Here is a 15571-nt window from a genome sequence, read left to right on the forward strand (position 1 = left end):
TGCCGAACTGCGTTGCCGCCGGTCACGGCGCGTTTTCACAGCACGACGCCCCGTGCGCCTCGGCATGGCGAGGAGGCGCGTCCCCCTGGGGGACCGCGCCTCCTCGGATCGTGTGCGGTTACTTGTCGGGCGGGCAGGTGAGGTCGCGGGCCGGGAGCCGGCCGGTCAGCAGGTAGTCGTTGACGCGCTCACGGACGCAGGTGTTCGGGTATCCGCGCTGGTAGGGAGCGTGGACATTGGCGTCCAGCGTGATCATCCGGCTGCCGCGCATCAGCCGGTGGACGGTCTCGTTGCGCTCGTAGGTGGTGCGGGTGTCGCCGGTCGCGGCGACCATCAGCGCGGGCAGGTCCGCGCCGACCTTGGTCGGCGCCTCCGCCGGACGCGTCGGCCAGAACGCGCACGGGCCGATGTTGTGGGCGAGCGCCCCGAAGACCGGCGCTCCGCCGCGGTGCGCCTGGACGTCGCGCCAGTAGAACGCGGGGTCGCGGGGCGCGGCGACGTCGCCGCAGATGATGGCGGCCTGACCGCTGCCCTCACGCGAATCGGCGCCGGTCAGCAGGTAGGCCAGTTCGTCGGCGAGGTCCGGCGTGGGCTTGGCGGGGCGTCCGGCCGCCGCGTCCCGCAGCACCCGCACGGACTCCGCGAGGCCGGCCCGGGCCGGTTCGTCGTCGGTGCCGAGGTTGTCGACCAGGACGACCGGCAGCATCGAGGCGTCCAGCTTGTACTGACCGATCGCGAGCGGCGCGCGGGCGGACGCCGCGAGGATGCGGTGCACGAGCCCGACGACCTCGTCCCGGGTCTTGCCGAGGCCGTACTCGTCATCGCGCTCGGCCGCCCATCCGGCCCAGTCCGCGAGCGCCTTCTCGTTGGCGTTCTCGGTGCCCGCCAGCAGGCGCGGCCCCCAGCTGTAGGGGTCCTGCGAGCTGTCCAGGAGGACGCGGTCGAGCCGTCCGGGGAACATCGTCGCGTATACGGAGCCGAGGTAGGTGCCGTAGGACGCGCCGTTGTAGGACATCTTCCTCTCGCCGAGCGCGCCCCGGATGACGTCCATGTCGCGGGCGATGTTGCGGGTGCTGATGTGCGGGAGCACGCTCGTGTCGGTCCTCGCGCACCGGTCCGCGAGGTCCTTGGCGTACCGCACCGAGGCGTCGAACGCTTCCCTGGTCGCGCCCGGCCCCTTGATCCAGGTGGCGCTGGGCCAGCCGCAGTCGACACCGGCGCTGCGTCCGAGCGCCCGGGGGTCCATGCCGACCAGGTCGTAGCGCGGCCCGGCCTTCCCCATCAGCTCCCGCATGTAGGGCGGCAGGTCGATGGCCGCGCCGGGCCCGCCGCCGTTGAGCAGCATCATGCCGAGCCGCGGCTCATCGCCGGACGCCTTCAGCCGCGAGATCCCGACCGTGATCGTCCGGCCGCCGGGGTCGGCGTAGTCCAGCGGGACGGTGACGTCCGCGCACCGGGCCCCGGCCTTGTCCAGCTCCTTGCCGACCTCGTCGTCCGGGCCCTGTGTGCACGCCTTCCAGTCGAGGCGCTGCTGGTAGAACCGGCCGAGGTCGTTCTTGGTGTGGGCGGTCGCGGACGGGGCCGACACCGCCGACATCGCCGCCGCTCCGGCGGCCGCGGCGCCGACCACCAGCACCGCCGCCCTTCGTGCGTTGATCATGCTCGCTTCCTTCCTCACTCGCACAGGGCGGTCTGGACGAGGTTCAGCTCGTCGTCGAACGCCTCCTGGGACGACGGGTTCTCGTTGAAGGCGAGGGCCACGCGGCGCCCGGACGGCGCGACGCCCGCCATCGAGGTGAAGCCGTCGATGTCACCGGCGTGGCCGAGCCAGGTCCCGCCGCAGCGCAGCGGCGTGCCGATCAGCCCGAGCCCGTACCGCGCGTCCGGCCAGACCTGGTCGGGGTTCAGCTCGACGGTCCGCTTCATCTCCGCCAGGAGCCCCGGGGGCAGCAGGCGCCCGCCGAGCAGCGCGCCGTAGAACGCGTTCACGTCCCGGGGGCTGGAGACCAGCGCGCCCCCGGTCCAGGCCACCGTGGTGTTCATCTCCGTGTAGTCGGCCCAGCGGAGCGTGCCGCCCTCCTCCTGCCGGACGTAGCCGCGCAGGCGGGAGCCCCTGAGCCGGACGTCGTCGCCCGGCCAGTACGTCTCGCGCAGCCCGAGCGGGGCGATGATACGGCGCTGGATCTCCTCCTCCGCGCGGTGCCCGGTCACCTTCTCGATGAGGAGTCCCGCGATGACGTAGTTGGTGGTGGAGTACGACCACTCCTCCTCCGGCGCGGGCATCGACAGGGACAGCCTGACCAGTTCCTCGGGCTCGAAGTGCCGGAACCGCCATTCCTCGGTGGAGGCGAAGGCGTCCATGTGGTCGGGCAGCCCGCTGGTGTGCCGCAGCAGGCTCCGCACCGTGATCTCGCGCCCGTCGTAGCCGTTCTTGTCGATCAGGCCGGGCAGGTAGCGGTCGACGGGCGCGTCCAGCGCGATCCGCCCCTCGCCCGCGAGCGCGAGCACCGTGGTGGCGGTGAACGACTTGGTGATGCTGCCGACCCGGGTCCGCGTGTCGGCGGTCATGGGGCGCCCGGTCCGCCGGTCGGCGACGCCGCTCGCGGCCGTCCACGTCCCGCAGCGCGGATCGTCCACGCGTACGGCCGCGCCGGTCAGCTTGTGGACGCCGGTGAGGCGGTCCAGCACCCGCCGGGTCGCGGCGTGGTCACCGCAGCCCCGCGTCCCCTGGGTGGGGGCCGCCGCCTGGGCGGGCGCCGCCGCCACTCCGCCGAGCGCGGCGCCCGCGGCGACCACCGCGACCGTCCGGCGGACGCCGCACCCCCGCTTCGATTCATTCGTTGAGGTCATTGCCGCGAGATTAGAAGTCGGCCCACCCGCGGCACACTGCGGCGATCTCCCCGAATTCGCCGGGGGATACCCGCATTGCGCACCCTGAGGACAGCCCTACTCCCGGGGCGGTCAGAACCAGAATTCGGCGGGGGCGAAGTTATGAATACCCCCATAACAGACTAATCCGGTCATGCTGGGCCCCGGCGCGACGACGCCGCCGCCCCGCTCGCATTGCGGGCGCGGCAGGGGTGTGGAGGGCCCGGCGGGTATCAGCGACGCGGCGACGATGAGGGCCACCACCGTGCCGACGACCACGAACCGCCTCATCGCCCGCCGCTTTCTGCCGTATGCCCCGGACCGCCCTCCTATAGCTACCCTTGGTAATAGCTGACGTACATATCGTCACCGATGCCTTTGTGTCGCCACCGCGAGCACTTAACTCACCGCGCAGGCGTGCTCGCCTCACCCGCGATCGCAGCGCGCGAGGGCAGGGCGACGACCAGCGCCGTCGCGACGAGGGCCCCGCTCGCCCAGAACGGCCCGGCGGTGCCGCCGCCGAGCGCGGCGGCGCCGATCAGCGGCCCGACCACGGCCCCGAGGTTGAGCGCCGCCGTCGCGTACGACCCGGCCATGCGGGGCGCCCCCGCCGCCTCGTACAGCACGCGCGCGATCAGCGTGCTGCCCAGCGCGAACGACAGCGCGCCCAGCACGAACACGAGGACGAGCAGGACGGCCCGCTGGTCGGCCAGCAGGGCCAGCGCGGGCCAGCCGATGAGCAGCGGCGGCCCGCCGACCGCGACGACGAGGCCGGGACGCCGATCGGACAGCCGTCCGGCGACGCCGACCCCCGCGAACGAACCGGCGCCGAACAGCACCAGCACGACGGGCACCCACCGCTCGTCGGCCACGATGAGCGCGAGGAAGGTGAAGCCGCAGAACGTCCCCGCGTTGACCAGCGCCCCGAGCAGCATCACCAGGACCAGCCGCGGACTCTTCAGCCGCGCCAACTCGGGCCGCAGCGCCCGCCCGTCGGCCCCCTCCCCCTGGACGGGACGCCCGGGAACCCCCGCGACGATGCCGGCGAGGGCGGGCAGGCAGAGCGCGGCGACGGCCCAGAACGCGGCCCGCCACCCGAACAGCGCGCCGAGCACGGTCCCGCCCGGGACACCGGCGATCGTGGCGACCGTCGTCCCGGCCAGCAGCACGGCGAGCGCCCGTCCCTTCCGCTCGGGCGCGACCAGCGCGGACGCGGTCGTCAGCGCCACCGCGAGGAACCCCGCGTTGGCGAGCGCCGCGACGATCCGGGTCGCGAACAGCAGCGCGAAGTCCGTGGTGAGAGCGCCCGCGACATGCGCCGCCGCGAACACCAGGACGAACCCGGGCAGGCTCGTCCGGCCGGGCCGGTCGCGGATGAGCCCGGCCATGAGCGGCGCGCCGGCGCACATCCCGATCGCGAAGGCGGAGGTGAGGGTGCCCGCCGTCCCGGCGGACACGCCGAGGGAGCCGGCGATGTCCGGGACGAGACCGGCGAGCATGAATTCCGAGGTGCCCATGGCGAAGACGGCCAGGGCGAGCAGGTAGAGCGGCAGAGGCATCGAGTGGGCTCCGAGGTGAGGAGAGGCGAGGACGTCTCGTCACCGCGGTCAGCACCCCGAAGGCGCGCCGAACCCGTCCGGCCGCGAACGCGGCGGAACGGTGGAACTCAGTGGTGCGGGGGGCTGACGGCGTGACCGAAAGCCCCCGCCCTGGATGCCTCGGGGCTCGACATGGCCCGCAACCTACCTGACGTCCACCCCCCGAAGCACGTCGATTTCGCTCGGGACGGCCGTCCGGGCCCTCAGCGGGCGCGGGAGAGGCCCCGGACGGCCGCGGCGGCGGCCAGGACGGCGATCAGCAGGCCGGCCAGGACCGCGTTCAGGACGCCGGGGCCCGTGGTGCCGGTCAGGCACAGGTCGCGGGCGGAGTCGATGCCGTGGGAGACCGGGTTGTAGCGGGCGATCCGGCGGAGCCAGCCGGGGAGGCCGCCGACCGGGACGAACGCGTTGGAGGCGTACATCAGCGGGAACATGACCAGGCCCGCGGTGGCGTGCAGCGCCTCGGTCTGGTCGATCCAGCAGGCCAAAGCGATGAACAGCCAGCCCAGGCTCCAGCTCAGCGCCAGCGACAGGCCGGCGGCGGCCAGCACGCCCCGGGCTCCCCCCGCCGGGTCGTAGCCGAACAGGACGCGGGCCAGCGCCAGCAGCACGGCCAGGCGGAGCGCGCCCCTGGCCAGCCCGGCGAGGCTGCGGGCGATGAGGATCGAGCCGGGCCAGACCGGCATCGAGCGGAGGCGGTCGAGGATGCCCGACTGGGCGTCGTCGGTGACCCCGATCCCGGCCTGGATGCCGCTCTGGAGCGTCGTGGTGAGCAGCAGGGCCGGTAGGAGGAAATCGACATAGCGGACGCCGGCGGGGAACCCGGGGGCGTAGGCGAGCCCGGAGAAGACCTGGCCGAAGGCGACCAGCATCACCAGCGATTCGAGCAGCCCGATGATCAGCAGCCGCCGGTTCAGGACCAGGGCGCGCATGGAGCGGGCGGTCAGTATCCCGATCTGGGTCGTCGTCGGCGCGCCGTGCCAGTCTCCGGAACCGGTGAGCGGCTCGTGCGGTCGGTCGGTGGTGAGAGGGGCCCGGACGGTCATGGCGCCTCCGTTCGGCGGTGGCCGGTCAGAGCCAGGTACACCTGGTCGAGCCCCGGTTCGGCCAGGGTGAGGCGGGTGGGTTCGATCGCCGCCGCGTCCAGGGCGCGGACGACGGCGGTCAGGTCGCGGTCGCGGTTCAGCGTGACGGTCAGCGCGCGGCGGGGGTGGTCGCACTCGGGGTGCAGTCCCGCGCCGGCCAGGGCGTGGTCGGCGGTGAGCGTGTCGGCCGCCGTGGCCAGGTGGACGGTCGCGCTGCGGCGGCCGATGCGGCGCTTGAGCTCCTCGGGCGATCCGGTGGCGACCACCCGGCCGTCGGCGAGGACGGTGACCGCGTCCGCGAGTCGGTCCGCCTCCTCCAGGTGCTGGGTGGTCAGCACGACCGTGGTGCCGGTGGCGGTGAGCCGCCGCACCATGTCCCAGGTGGCGAGGCGGCTGGCCGGGTCCAGGCCGGTGCCGGGCTCGTCCAGGAAGACGACCTCGCTGCGCCGGACGAGGGTCATGGCGAGGTCGAGGCGCCGCCGCATCCCGCCGGAGTAGGCGCGGGCGGGACGGTCGGCGGCGGCGGTCAGCTCGAACGCCTCCAGCAGCCGGCCGGTCCGGGCGCGGGCGGCGCGGCGCCCGGCGCCCAGCAGCCGCGCGGTCATGTACAGGTTGTCGCGGCCCGACATCGTGAGGTCCAGCGTCGTCTGCTGGCCGGTGACGGCGATGCGGCGGCGGACCTGGGCGGGACGTTCGAGCACGTCGAGGCCCGCGACGCGGACGCTGCCCCCGGTGGGGCGCAGCAGCGTCGCCAGGATGCCGACCAGGGTGCTCTTCCCCGCGCCGTTGTGGCCCAGCAGGCCATGGACGGCCCCCTTGGGAACGGTGAGGTCGACGTCGTCCAGCGCGGTCACGCGACCGAAGCGCTTGGTCACCCCGCGGACCTCGATCGACGGCGCGGCCGGGGCGGTCACGTCCGGGTCCTGGCGTGGACCCGTCCGAGGACGAGGGTGACGGCGCGGTCGAAGGAGCGCAGCAGCGCCGACGCGGCGGCCAGGCCGATCGCGAGCGCGAGGCCGCGGAGGGCGGGCCCCTCCCAGGCGGCACGGTCCCCGCTCGCGGCCAGACCCGCCAGCGCGAGCGTCAGGAGCAGGGCGTTGCGCCCCAGCAGGGGGTAGCTCATGACCGCGCTGCCGCCGAAGCACCCGCACTCGGCGAACACCCCGCCCCGGACGGCCCGGAAGACCACCCCGATGAACAGCGTGAGGAGCGCCGCCGCCGTCCACAGGCCCGCGGGGGCGGTGGCGGGCACGGCGATCAGCACGGCGGTCAGGGCCTCCACGGCCGCGAACGCCCCGGCGACCGCGGCGGTCTCCGGGCCCGAGCGCATCGTCAGCTTGCGGACGGTGGTGGCGAACCGGCCGAACTCCTCCCGGCCCCGCAGCTTGCTGAACGCGGCGAGCGCGAAGACCCCGGCCATCAGGCTCTGGGCCGCCAGCGAGAACACCTCGCGCATCGTCACCGCCCGCCCCGGCGCCGGGCGGGCACCGACATCGTCTTGTGGTAGAGGTGCATGTCGTCCAGCTCCCCGATCGCGGCGCCGTTCGCCTCGACCCACGCGTGCGCGCGGAAGGGCTCGACGCGGACGCCGGTGCACCAGTCCGGCCAGGCCCCGCCCATCCGGCACAGCAGGGCGACGGCGACCGACCGCCGCAGGCAGCCCTGCCCGGCGCACCGGATGCTGACCGCCACGACCGCCTCGCGCGCGGCCAGCGCCTGCGCGGCGGTGGCCGGACCGGCGCCCCGGCGCGCCGCTTCGAGGACGCGCCGCAGCCGCCGCGGCGGCAGCCGCTCCAGCAGCGTCGCGGCGGAGACGGCCGCGAGGGCGGCGGCCCGGCGCCGGCGGGAGACCCGCGGACGCGGTTCGAGGGCCACGGGCATCGTCATGGGAGCAGCACCTTCTCCTCCAGGAGCGATTCGATGAGGGCCTCCACGTCCGAGGCGACCCGGTCGGCGAAGTCGGGGTGCTGGAGCGTCAGGCTCTCCACCGCCTCTTCGGGCGTGGACCCGTCCGCGAGCATGAGCAGCACGGCGCGGGCCGTCCCGTTGAGCGACCAGTAGCGTCCGGTCCGCTCGTTGAGCAGCACCAGGCCGGCGCCGGTGTCGGTGACGGTCACCTCGCCGGACAGCCTCATCGGCCCGCCTCCGACGCGGCGCGCGAGCGCGGCCGGCTCGTGCCGACCGAGCGCAGCCACACCTCGCACGCGAAGGTGTTCAGCAGCGGCAGCAGTTCCAGCGAGATCGGCGGCGGGCTCAGCACGACGGCGCGCAGCGCGGCGGCGTCGACCAGGCCGAGCGAGGCCAGCCGCATCCCGTCGCACAGCTCCAGCAGTTCACGGCGGTTCGCGCGCAGGCCCGCGTAGATGTCGGCGCTGAACTCCGCCTTGGAGCGCCGCCCGAGGCTGCGGCGCGGGACGACGCCGCGCATCGCCTCGACCAGCGCGGGCTTGTACCGGTCGGCCCGCAGGCAGTCGGCGTAGTCCAGGGCCAGCGCCGCCTCGACCACCTGGTCGTCCAGGAAGGGCGCCTCGATCGTGACGCCGTGGCGGGCCGACAGCCGGTCGATCCGGCGCACCAGTTCGCCGCCCTGGCGGATCTGGTGCACGGTCAGGTGCCGCCCGCGCAGCGGCGAGAGCGGCGCCGGGCGTGCCCGCGCGACCTGCCGCAGCGTATGGCGGACCGAGTGCACCGCCTCCGAGGTGGCCCAGGCGGGCATCCGGTAGGCGGGCCCCCACCCCGACAGCGGGGCGGCGTTGACCCCCCGGATCGGGTTCCGCAGGTTCCAGCCGACCTCGTGCCCCAGCCAGTCGGCATAGGAGGTGCGGTCCAGCAGCGCGGCGACGGTGGGACCGGTCCTCCAGCGGTGCACCGCCCGCCCGGCGCGCACCTGCCCGAGCGCCCGCAGCGGCCGGCGGCGCAGCAGGTCGTGCAGGTAGGCGGGGGTGGGGAGGAACAGCTCGTCGCCGCCGTGGCCGGTCAGATGGCGGGTCGAGCCGGCCGCCGCCATCCGGCGCGCCTGGTCCAGCACCATCGCCCGCGTGTGGACGGACGGGAGCGGCGCCTCCAGATCGGGATCGGTGTCCAGCAGCCCGGTGAAGTAGCGCGGGCAGTCCTCCGCCCGGTAGGACGTGTGCTCGGCGCCGGGCAGGGACGTCGCGGCCAGGGCGGCCCAGCGGCCGTCGTCGCCGGCCGGATCGCCGGACTCGCAGACGACCGTCAGCAGCCGGTCGACCCGGCCGGCCGCCAGGAAGCACACGCTGGTCGAGTCCATCCCGCCAGACAGGTCGGCGCTCAGCGTCTTCTGGCCGTGCGTCCGGACCCGCACCGCCCCGGTCAGCGCCTCTCGCACCCGGGGGGCGCCCTCGGCGAGCGGGACCTCGGGCGCCGGCAGGGGTCGGCCGCAGGCCACGTGGCCGCGGCCGTCGGGCCCGATCCGCAGGTGGCCGCCGGGGGGAAGCGCCTGGATCCCCTCCCACAGGCAGTCCTCGCTCAGCGGCCACGGCACGGCGGGCGCCAGCAGCCTGACGGCCAGCGCCTCCTCGGCGATCCCCGCGTCCGTCAGCTCGGCGAGCCCGTCGGGGCGGTCGGCCGCGACCGTCACCCCCAGCGCCCGGCCGTGGAAGACCTCCCGCACCGTCGAGAGGTCCCCCTGGACGAACACGACCCGGTCCATCACGGCGGCCGTGTGGTAGCTGCCCGGCAGCTCGCGGCGCAGGTCCGCCAGGGCTCCGAGGTCGCGCTGCCCGGCGATGTACTCGGTCAGCCATGGCGCGCTCGCCTGGACCCGCCCCAGCAGCGCGATCCGCCGGGCGCCCGCCGCGGCCCAGCGGACCTCCTCGTCCTGCCACCGGCCCACGACCCACGGACGTCCCGAGTCGTGCGGCAGCACCCGCAGGTCGGGCCACCGGGTGTGCAGGGACGCCGCGAGCAGGGCACCCTCGGAATTGTCGGGAACCACGAAGAACCGCATGCCTTCTCCCAGCGAGCGGGACGGCTCACCGTGAACGCGTCCCGCGCGAAAGCCGGGCCCGGCGGTGTTCGATGCCGGGCATTTCGAAAGGTGGGCGCCGGCCGTGCCGGTCTTTGACGACCGGCACGGCCCTTCCCCAGGCGCGGGTGCCGGCCGGGGAATCGCGAGCGGGCTACTGCACGCAGTTGTAGAAGGCGCACTGGTTGATGCGGTCGAATCCCCAGGTTTTATCTCCGAGGGTGACCTCGCGCAGGTCGCCGATCACCACGAAGGCGGGCGGCTCGTAAGCCATGCTCATGTCGGGTTCACCTCCTCTCCTGAAGTGGGCGGTCAGCGGTGAGCAACATAGAACCCGACGATCGCTCAGGGTGTATATATCGCTACGGACAGTAGTGAATAGGAGTTCGGGTAGGGAGACCTCGCCACCGCCCCGCAAGCCCTTGCAGGTCAGCCGCTGCGCGCGTCACAGGATGTGGCCGGGAATGGCCGGGGTGTGGCGGCACCGCCAGCGCCACCCCACCGGCGGCAGGAGTACCGCCCTGCTCGGGGGTCAGTCGAGGAAGCGCGCCAGGAGTTCTTCGCGGGTGGAGACACCGGTTTTGCGGTAGATGGATTTCAGATGGTCATTGACCGTGTGCGGCGAGAGGCGCAAATGGCGGGCGATTTGTTTGCTCGATAGCCCTTTGAGCATGTGGTCGACGACCATGTGCTCTCTCGGGGTGAGGCCCCGCCAGAAGGCCACCGCCGGGAGCAGTTCCTTACCGGCGGCCGCCTGGATCGTCACGGCGACCGCGCCCGTGGGCATCGGTTGGGCCTGGATGGCGACCCAGCCGCGTCGCGTCGGCACGCGCGTCAGCGTGGCCCGCCCCGAGCCGTCGGAGCGGGCCGCCTGGGTGAGGTGCCAGATGGTGCTCTCCAACGGCAGGTCCGGCGCGGCCAGCGCGGCGGGAGGAAGCGTCTCCAGTTCGCGGATCCAGGCGCGCGCCGACGGGGTGGCGGCCGTGACCGTCTCGTCCGGGTCGATGACCAGCACTCCCGGTGGCGCGTCGAGCCTGTTCGGTTCCGGAGGCGCGCCCGTCGCGTAGCGCCGCAGCGCGGCGACGATGTCGCGGGCCAGACGCTGGGCGCGGGACGCCTCGTCCGGCGAGAAGGGGCGGGCGCCCCGGGGCCGGAGCAGCACCAGGCCGCCCCAGGTCGTCCCGCCGTCTACCAGCGCCAGGCGCAGCTCGCTGCCCACGCCGAGGTCGGTCATCACCGCGCGCATCGCGGCGTTGCGGCGGCGTCCCGGGGCGTCGGTGTTGAGCACGCCCACGTGGCACGGGCCCTCCACCAGGCGCTCGAAGGGGAACGGGTGGTCGCGTTCCCGGCGGTCGCCCAGGGTCAGCCGCCGCGCGGCCGCCGGCGAGTAGCCGTGCTCGCGCGCCAGGAAGCACCCCGCGCCGGTGACGGGGTCGACCGCGGCGAGCATGTAGCCCTCATGCGGCACCGCGCGTCCGACCCACCGGGAGACCACCGCCCCCAGCTCGGCGGCCGAGCCGATCTCCGTCGCCGCGCCGGCCAGGGCGGCGGGTGCGCTCCGTCCAGCGCTCACGCGGCCCAGTATCGGCCACGCATTGAAAGCGAACAAGTACGCGTTGCATATCCCAGGATCTGGGGATGGCCGCCCGACCGGCGGCGGCGCGACCGTTGGGGCGGCGGGGAACGCCGGTCGGGCGGGCCCCACGGTCGAAACGGAGAGCACGATGCGCGGATCCTCGATGTTCGCCCTGCTGCCGGTCGTCGTCATGGCCGGCGGGCTGTGGGCCGGCTCGTCGGCCTCGGCGGCGCCCTCACCCCGTCCGGAGACCCGGCGGGACCTCGCCGGCGTCCTGATCAAGCCTGTGGCGGCCCAGGACCTGTGCCTTGAGGTCGCGGACGACAACTCCGGCAACGGCGCCCTGGTCACCCTCTACACCTGCACCGGCCGCGACAACCAGCGGTGGACGCTCGACGGCGGCATGATCAGGACCGGCCTCCCCGGCCACCGGTGCCTGGACGTCCGGACCGGGAACGGGCGCAACGGGGCCGCCACCAACATCTACGACTGCAACAACACGCGGGGCCAGCAGTGGCACTTCGTCGGCGACAAGCTGGCGAGCGGGATCAACGGCACCTGCCTCACCGTCGTCGCCGGCAACTTCGCCTCTGGGGGCGGGGTCCTGAACTGGGAGTGCGTCGTCAGCCAGGACCAGGCGTGGGAGGTGTCCTGACCGCCACAGGTCACTTCTTGGCGGAGACGAACCACTGGCCCCGCGAGCCGGACGGCTTGGGGGGCCACTTCCTGCCGTAGATCATCACCTCCAGGGCGCCGCCGTTCGTGGCGACGACCTGGAGGGGGGTCTGCTCGTACTTGCGGGTGTCACCGGTGGACAGCAGGGCCTGGGTGAGGATCTCGCCCGTGGTGGCGACGCGGACGACGACGTTGGTCGCCGGGCCGGTCACCCGGATGACCAGGGGAAGCGCGCCCGACGCCGAGGAGGACGGGCTGCGGCTCGGGGCGGACCTGTTCTGGCCCCCGCCGTCCCCGGGGGACGGGGAGACGGTCGCGGGATCGTGGTTGTCGGAGTCGCCCGAGACCGCGTTCACCAGGGAGAGGCCGCCGGCCACGAGGAGACCCAAAGCGGCGACCACGGCTACTACCGCGATCAGTATGCGCGCGAGACCACGAGGGTCCGACCGATGACGTCCCACATGGGGAGGTTAGCGATAACTGTCACCGCTGAGCGACGGACGAGACTCTTCGGGGCCATTATTCTTCGGACGCGAGTGCTTGCCGCCCCCGCGTGAGGCCCGCCGCCCCTTCATGACCTCGCGGATGATCGGGATGACCGACAGCACGAGGATCACGGCGACGCCCGGCAGGATGTAGCGCTCGACGTCGGGCACCTCGGAGCCGAGGAAGTGCCCCAGCAGGAACAACGTGTCGGTCCAGATGACGCCGCCGACGACGTTCCAGATGAGGAACTTGCGGCTGTCCATGCCGAGCATCCCGGCGAGCGGGTTCAGGAACGTCCGGACGATGGGGATGAACCGGGCCAGCACGACCGCCTTCGCGGGGCCGAACCGGTTGAAGTAGTACTCGGCCTTCTCCACCCACTCCTGCCGGAAGATCTTGGAGTCGGGCCGTTCGAAGAGCTTGCGGCCGTAGCGGGCGCCGAGCCAGTGCCCGAGCTGGGCCCCGGCGATCGCCGCCAGCGGGCCGCCGATCAGCAGCCAGGGCAGCGACAGCGACTGGAACTCCTGGCCGTTGACGGTGGAGACCGCCGTGAGGATCCCGGCCGTGAACAGCAGCGAGTCGCCCGGCAGGATGCAGCCGATCAGCAGCCCTGTCTCCGCGAAGATGATGGCGAGGACGCCGATCGTCGCAAACGTGCCGAAGAGCTGCAACCAGGCGGTCGGATGCAGGTACTCGGTGATGTCCAGGGGAAGGGTCGTGAGATCCACATTGCGAGCGTACCCGTCCCGGCGCTCTTAGTACGCGCGAAACCGGCCTGTTCCGGGGGCATGGAGCCTCATCGGCGCCGGAGCGCCGGAGCGCCGGGCCGGACGCACCGCCCCAAAGCCCTCGACCGGACGCCGGAATCCGGGATACTTGTGCCACCTCGCGGGGCCCCTCTGGAGTGGGCGAGCGCCCCGACGAGATACTGACCGTGGACGGAACGCGCTGCCCGGAACCGCGTGACCAGGCGAATCGGCTGGGTAGGCGGGGGACGGGAGCTACCGCCCGGCCGGATGCCCGGCGGCACCCTGCGTAAGAAAGGACGCTGACAATGCCCATCGCAACGCCCGAGGTCTACGCGGAGATGCTCGACCGTGCGAAGCAGGACGGCTTCGCCTATCCCGCCATCAACGTGACGTCCAGCCAGACGCTGAACGCCGCGCTGCGCGGCTTCGCCGAGGCGGAGAGCGACGGGATCGTCCAGGTGTCCACGGGGGGAGCGGAGTACCTCTCGGGCGCCACGGTGAAGGACATGGTCACCGGCGCGAGCGCCCTCGCCGAGTACGCCCGCGTGGTCGCCGCCAAGTACCCGGTGAACATCGCGCTGCACACCGACCACTGCCCGAAGGACAAGCTGGACGGCTTCATGCGCCCGCTGGTCAAGATCTCGCAGGAGCGGGTGGCGCGCGGCGAGGAGCCGCTGTTCCAGTCGCACATGTGGGACGGGTCGGCCGTGCCGCTGGAGGAGAACCTCCAGATCGCCGCCGAGCTGCTCGACCAGTGCGCGAAGGCGCGGATCATCATGGAGATGGAGATCGGCGTCGTCGGCGGCGAGGAGGACGGCGTCGCCAACGAGATCAACGAGAAGCTCTACACGACGCCGGGCGACGCCCTCGCGACCGCCGAGGCCGTCGGCGTCGGCGAGCGCGGCCGCTACATCCTCGCCGCGACGTTCGGGAACGTGCACGGCGTCTACAAGCCGGGCTCGGTCAAGCTCCGTCCCGAGGTGCTCAAGGGCATCCAGGACGCGGTCGGCGAGAAGTACGGCAAGGAGAAGCCGTTCGACCTGGTCTTCCACGGCGGCTCCGGCTCCACGCTGGAGGAGATCCGGGAGGCCGTGTCCTACGGCGTCGTGAAGATGAACGTCGACACCGACACCCAGTACGCGTTCACGCGCCCGGTGGCCGACCACATGCTCCGCAACTACGACGGCGTCCTGAAGGTGGACGGCGAGGTCGGCAACAAGAAGCAGTACGACCCGCGCTCGTGGGGCAAGGCGGCCGAGGCGGCGATGGCGGCCCGGGTCGTCGAGGCGTCCGAGCACCTGCTGTCGGCGGGCAAGCGGCTGAAGTGACGTTCCGGCGGGGTCCGGGCCGATGGCGGCCGGGCCCCGCCGCCTTCTCCTCCAGCGGGTAGCCTCGCAGCGTGGCACTGCCCCGTACCTATGAGTCACAGAACTGCTCGATCGCCCGCTCGCTGGAGATCGTGGGCGACCGCTGGACGATGCTGGTGGTCCGCGCGGCGTTCGAGGGCGTCCGGCGGTTCGACGACTTCCAGGACGTGCTGGGCGTGGCCCGCAACGTCCTCACCGACCGCCTGTCGCGGCTCTGCGACGAGGGCATCCTGCGCCGCGTCCCCTACCAGGACCGCCCCGAGCGCTTCGAGTACCGCCTCACCCGCAAGGGCGTCGAGCTCTGGCCGACGATGATGTCGCTGATGGCGTGGGGGGACCGCCACTACGCCCCGGACGGCCCGCCGACGCTCATCGGCCATCGCGGCTGCCCGGGGACGCTCACGGCGAACTTCACCTGCGACGCCTGCGGCGCCTCACTGGGACCGGCCGACGTGGAACCCCGCCCGGGGCCGGGCCGCTGAAAATCGCCAGTTGCTTCACGCAACTCAATGCGGTCCAATGGGTTGCATGACGAAACTCGGTGTGCGGCCGACCGCCCACCTCGCCCCGCCCGCGCTGGAGGACGTACGGATCCGGCCGTACGGGATCACCGACGGGCCCCGGCTGCGCCGGATGTCGGAGCGGCTCTCCAAGACCAGCCTCTACACGCGGTTCTTCTCCGGCACGCCGCACATCCCCGAGCACTACGTCCGCCTGCTGGAGCGGCTCGACCACTGGGACCGGGAGGCCCTGGTCGCGCTCGACGGGGACGAGATCGCGGGCGTCGCCGAGTACAGCCGGGACCGGCGCCGGCCCTGGTCCGCCGACCTCGCCGTCCTCGTCACCGACCCCTGGCAGCGCCGGGGCGTCGGCAGCGCGCTGGTCCGCTGCCTCGCGCCGCTGGCCGCGCGGCGCGGCATCACCGAGTTCGAGGCCGACGTCATCCTCGGCAACCGGGACGCGCTCCGGTTCGTCCGGCACGGATGGCCCGCCGCACACGCGAGCAATGCGGACGGCGCCGCACATTTCCGGCTGCCGCTGCCCGTCCGGCCCTAGGTTCTGTCCGGTGGATCATGTGTTGATCCAGAGCAGGGCTGTGACCAGGACGATCGCTGCGCGGTAGTTGCGGGCGAGTTTGTCGTAGCGGGTGGCGATGCCGCGCCATTGCTTGAGGCGGCC

Annotated in this window: 18 protein-coding genes; 4 read left to right on the forward strand and 14 right to left on the reverse strand. The window is 73.2% G+C overall.

Translation table 11 applies throughout. The features are described from left to right. Positions 1-118: 118 nt before the first annotated feature. The 12 genes from GNZ18_RS04395 to GNZ18_RS43540 all read right to left on the reverse strand — a co-directional run bounded on the left by GNZ18_RS04395 (position 119) and on the right by GNZ18_RS43540 (position 11112). Complete coding sequence (locus tag GNZ18_RS04395) at positions 119-1660, reverse strand: alpha/beta hydrolase (protein WP_156214711.1); 1542 nt, start codon at positions 1658-1660, stop codon at positions 119-121. Between the two features lie 14 nt (positions 1661-1674). Then, positions 1675-2850, reverse strand: a complete 1176-nt coding sequence (locus GNZ18_RS04400; protein ID WP_156214712.1) for a serine hydrolase domain-containing protein — start codon at positions 2848-2850, stop codon at positions 1675-1677. 111 nt (positions 2851-2961) lie between these two features. Next, a complete protein-coding gene (locus tag GNZ18_RS04405; protein ID WP_156214713.1) occupies positions 2962-3147 on the reverse strand; it encodes a hypothetical protein in 186 nt (61 codons plus the stop codon). A gap of 125 nt (positions 3148-3272) precedes the next feature. Beyond that, positions 3273-4427, reverse strand: a complete 1155-nt coding sequence (locus GNZ18_RS04410) for a Cmx/CmrA family chloramphenicol efflux MFS transporter (RefSeq protein WP_156214714.1) — start codon at positions 4425-4427, stop codon at positions 3273-3275. Positions 4428-4669: 242 nt separating this feature from the next. Beyond that, positions 4670-5512, reverse strand: a complete 843-nt coding sequence (locus GNZ18_RS04415) for an ABC transporter permease (RefSeq protein WP_156214715.1) — start codon at positions 5510-5512, stop codon at positions 4670-4672. Next, a complete protein-coding gene (locus GNZ18_RS04420) occupies positions 5509-6465 on the reverse strand; it encodes an ABC transporter ATP-binding protein (RefSeq protein WP_312874293.1) in 957 nt (318 codons plus the stop codon). Before GNZ18_RS04420 ends, GNZ18_RS04415 begins: the two co-directional genes overlap by 4 nt. Beyond that, the gene (locus GNZ18_RS41800; RefSeq protein WP_156214716.1) at positions 6462-7007 is read right to left on the reverse strand and encodes a MauE/DoxX family redox-associated membrane protein; all 546 of its coding nucleotides are present in this window, start codon (positions 7005-7007) and stop codon (positions 6462-6464) included. Before GNZ18_RS41800 ends, GNZ18_RS04420 begins: the two co-directional genes overlap by 4 nt. 2 nt (positions 7008-7009) lie before the next feature. Continuing rightward, positions 7010-7438 carry a lasso peptide biosynthesis B2 protein gene (locus tag GNZ18_RS04430; RefSeq protein ID WP_156214717.1) on the reverse strand — a complete coding sequence of 143 codons (429 nt, stop codon included), beginning with the start codon at positions 7436-7438 and terminating at the stop codon, positions 7010-7012. Next, the gene (locus GNZ18_RS04435; RefSeq protein WP_156214718.1) at positions 7435-7686 is read right to left on the reverse strand and encodes a lasso peptide biosynthesis PqqD family chaperone; all 252 of its coding nucleotides are present in this window, start codon (positions 7684-7686) and stop codon (positions 7435-7437) included. Before GNZ18_RS04435 ends, GNZ18_RS04430 begins: the two co-directional genes overlap by 4 nt. Next, positions 7683-9521 (reverse strand): asparagine synthase-related protein, encoded by a 1839-nt coding sequence (locus GNZ18_RS04440; RefSeq protein ID WP_156214719.1) that lies wholly within the window; start codon positions 9519-9521, stop codon positions 7683-7685. The genes GNZ18_RS04435 and GNZ18_RS04440 overlap by 4 nt, the downstream gene beginning before the upstream one ends. Before the next feature lie 172 nt (positions 9522-9693). Further along, complete coding sequence (locus tag GNZ18_RS04445) at positions 9694-9819, reverse strand: lasso RiPP family leader peptide-containing protein (protein WP_156214720.1); 126 nt, start codon at positions 9817-9819, stop codon at positions 9694-9696. A 252-nt stretch (positions 9820-10071) separates the two neighbouring features. Continuing rightward, positions 10072-11112, reverse strand: a complete 1041-nt coding sequence (locus tag GNZ18_RS43540) for a helix-turn-helix transcriptional regulator (protein WP_156214721.1) — start codon at positions 11110-11112, stop codon at positions 10072-10074. A 151-nt stretch (positions 11113-11263) separates the two neighbouring features. Here GNZ18_RS43540 and GNZ18_RS04455 point away from each other — a divergent pair, with 151 nt between their 5' ends. Beyond that, complete coding sequence (locus GNZ18_RS04455) at positions 11264-11770, forward strand: RICIN domain-containing protein (RefSeq protein ID WP_156214722.1); 507 nt, start codon at positions 11264-11266, stop codon at positions 11768-11770. Positions 11771-11780: 10 nt separating this feature from the next. Here GNZ18_RS04455 and GNZ18_RS04460 read toward each other — a convergent pair whose 3' ends face one another. Both GNZ18_RS04460 and GNZ18_RS04465 read right to left on the reverse strand, forming a co-directional pair. Further along, on the reverse strand, positions 11781-12179 hold the full coding sequence (locus tag GNZ18_RS04460; protein ID WP_156214723.1) for a hypothetical protein: 399 nt from the start codon (positions 12177-12179) through the stop codon (positions 11781-11783). An 81-nt stretch (positions 12180-12260) separates the two neighbouring features. Next, positions 12261-13004, reverse strand: a complete 744-nt coding sequence (locus GNZ18_RS04465) for a DedA family protein (RefSeq protein ID WP_214615918.1) — start codon at positions 13002-13004, stop codon at positions 12261-12263. Between the two features lie 326 nt (positions 13005-13330). On the opposite strand from GNZ18_RS04465, the gene fbaA reads away from it, so the two are divergent. From fbaA to GNZ18_RS04480, 3 genes are all read left to right on the forward strand, one after another. Beyond that, the gene (gene fbaA, locus GNZ18_RS04470; RefSeq protein WP_156214724.1) at positions 13331-14353 is read left to right on the forward strand and encodes a class II fructose-bisphosphate aldolase; all 1023 of its coding nucleotides are present in this window, start codon (positions 13331-13333) and stop codon (positions 14351-14353) included. A 71-nt stretch (positions 14354-14424) separates the two neighbouring features. Continuing rightward, the gene (locus tag GNZ18_RS04475) at positions 14425-14874 is read left to right on the forward strand and encodes a winged helix-turn-helix transcriptional regulator (protein WP_214615917.1); all 450 of its coding nucleotides are present in this window, start codon (positions 14425-14427) and stop codon (positions 14872-14874) included. A gap of 46 nt (positions 14875-14920) precedes the next feature. Then, positions 14921-15448 (forward strand): GNAT family N-acetyltransferase, encoded by a 528-nt coding sequence (locus GNZ18_RS04480; RefSeq protein WP_156214725.1) that lies wholly within the window; start codon positions 14921-14923, stop codon positions 15446-15448. The last annotated feature ends 123 nt before the right edge of the window (positions 15449-15571 follow it).

Source organism: Actinomadura litoris, from assembly GCF_009733595.1.
Classification (GTDB): domain Bacteria; phylum Actinomycetota; class Actinomycetes; order Streptosporangiales; family Streptosporangiaceae; genus Spirillospora; species Spirillospora litoris.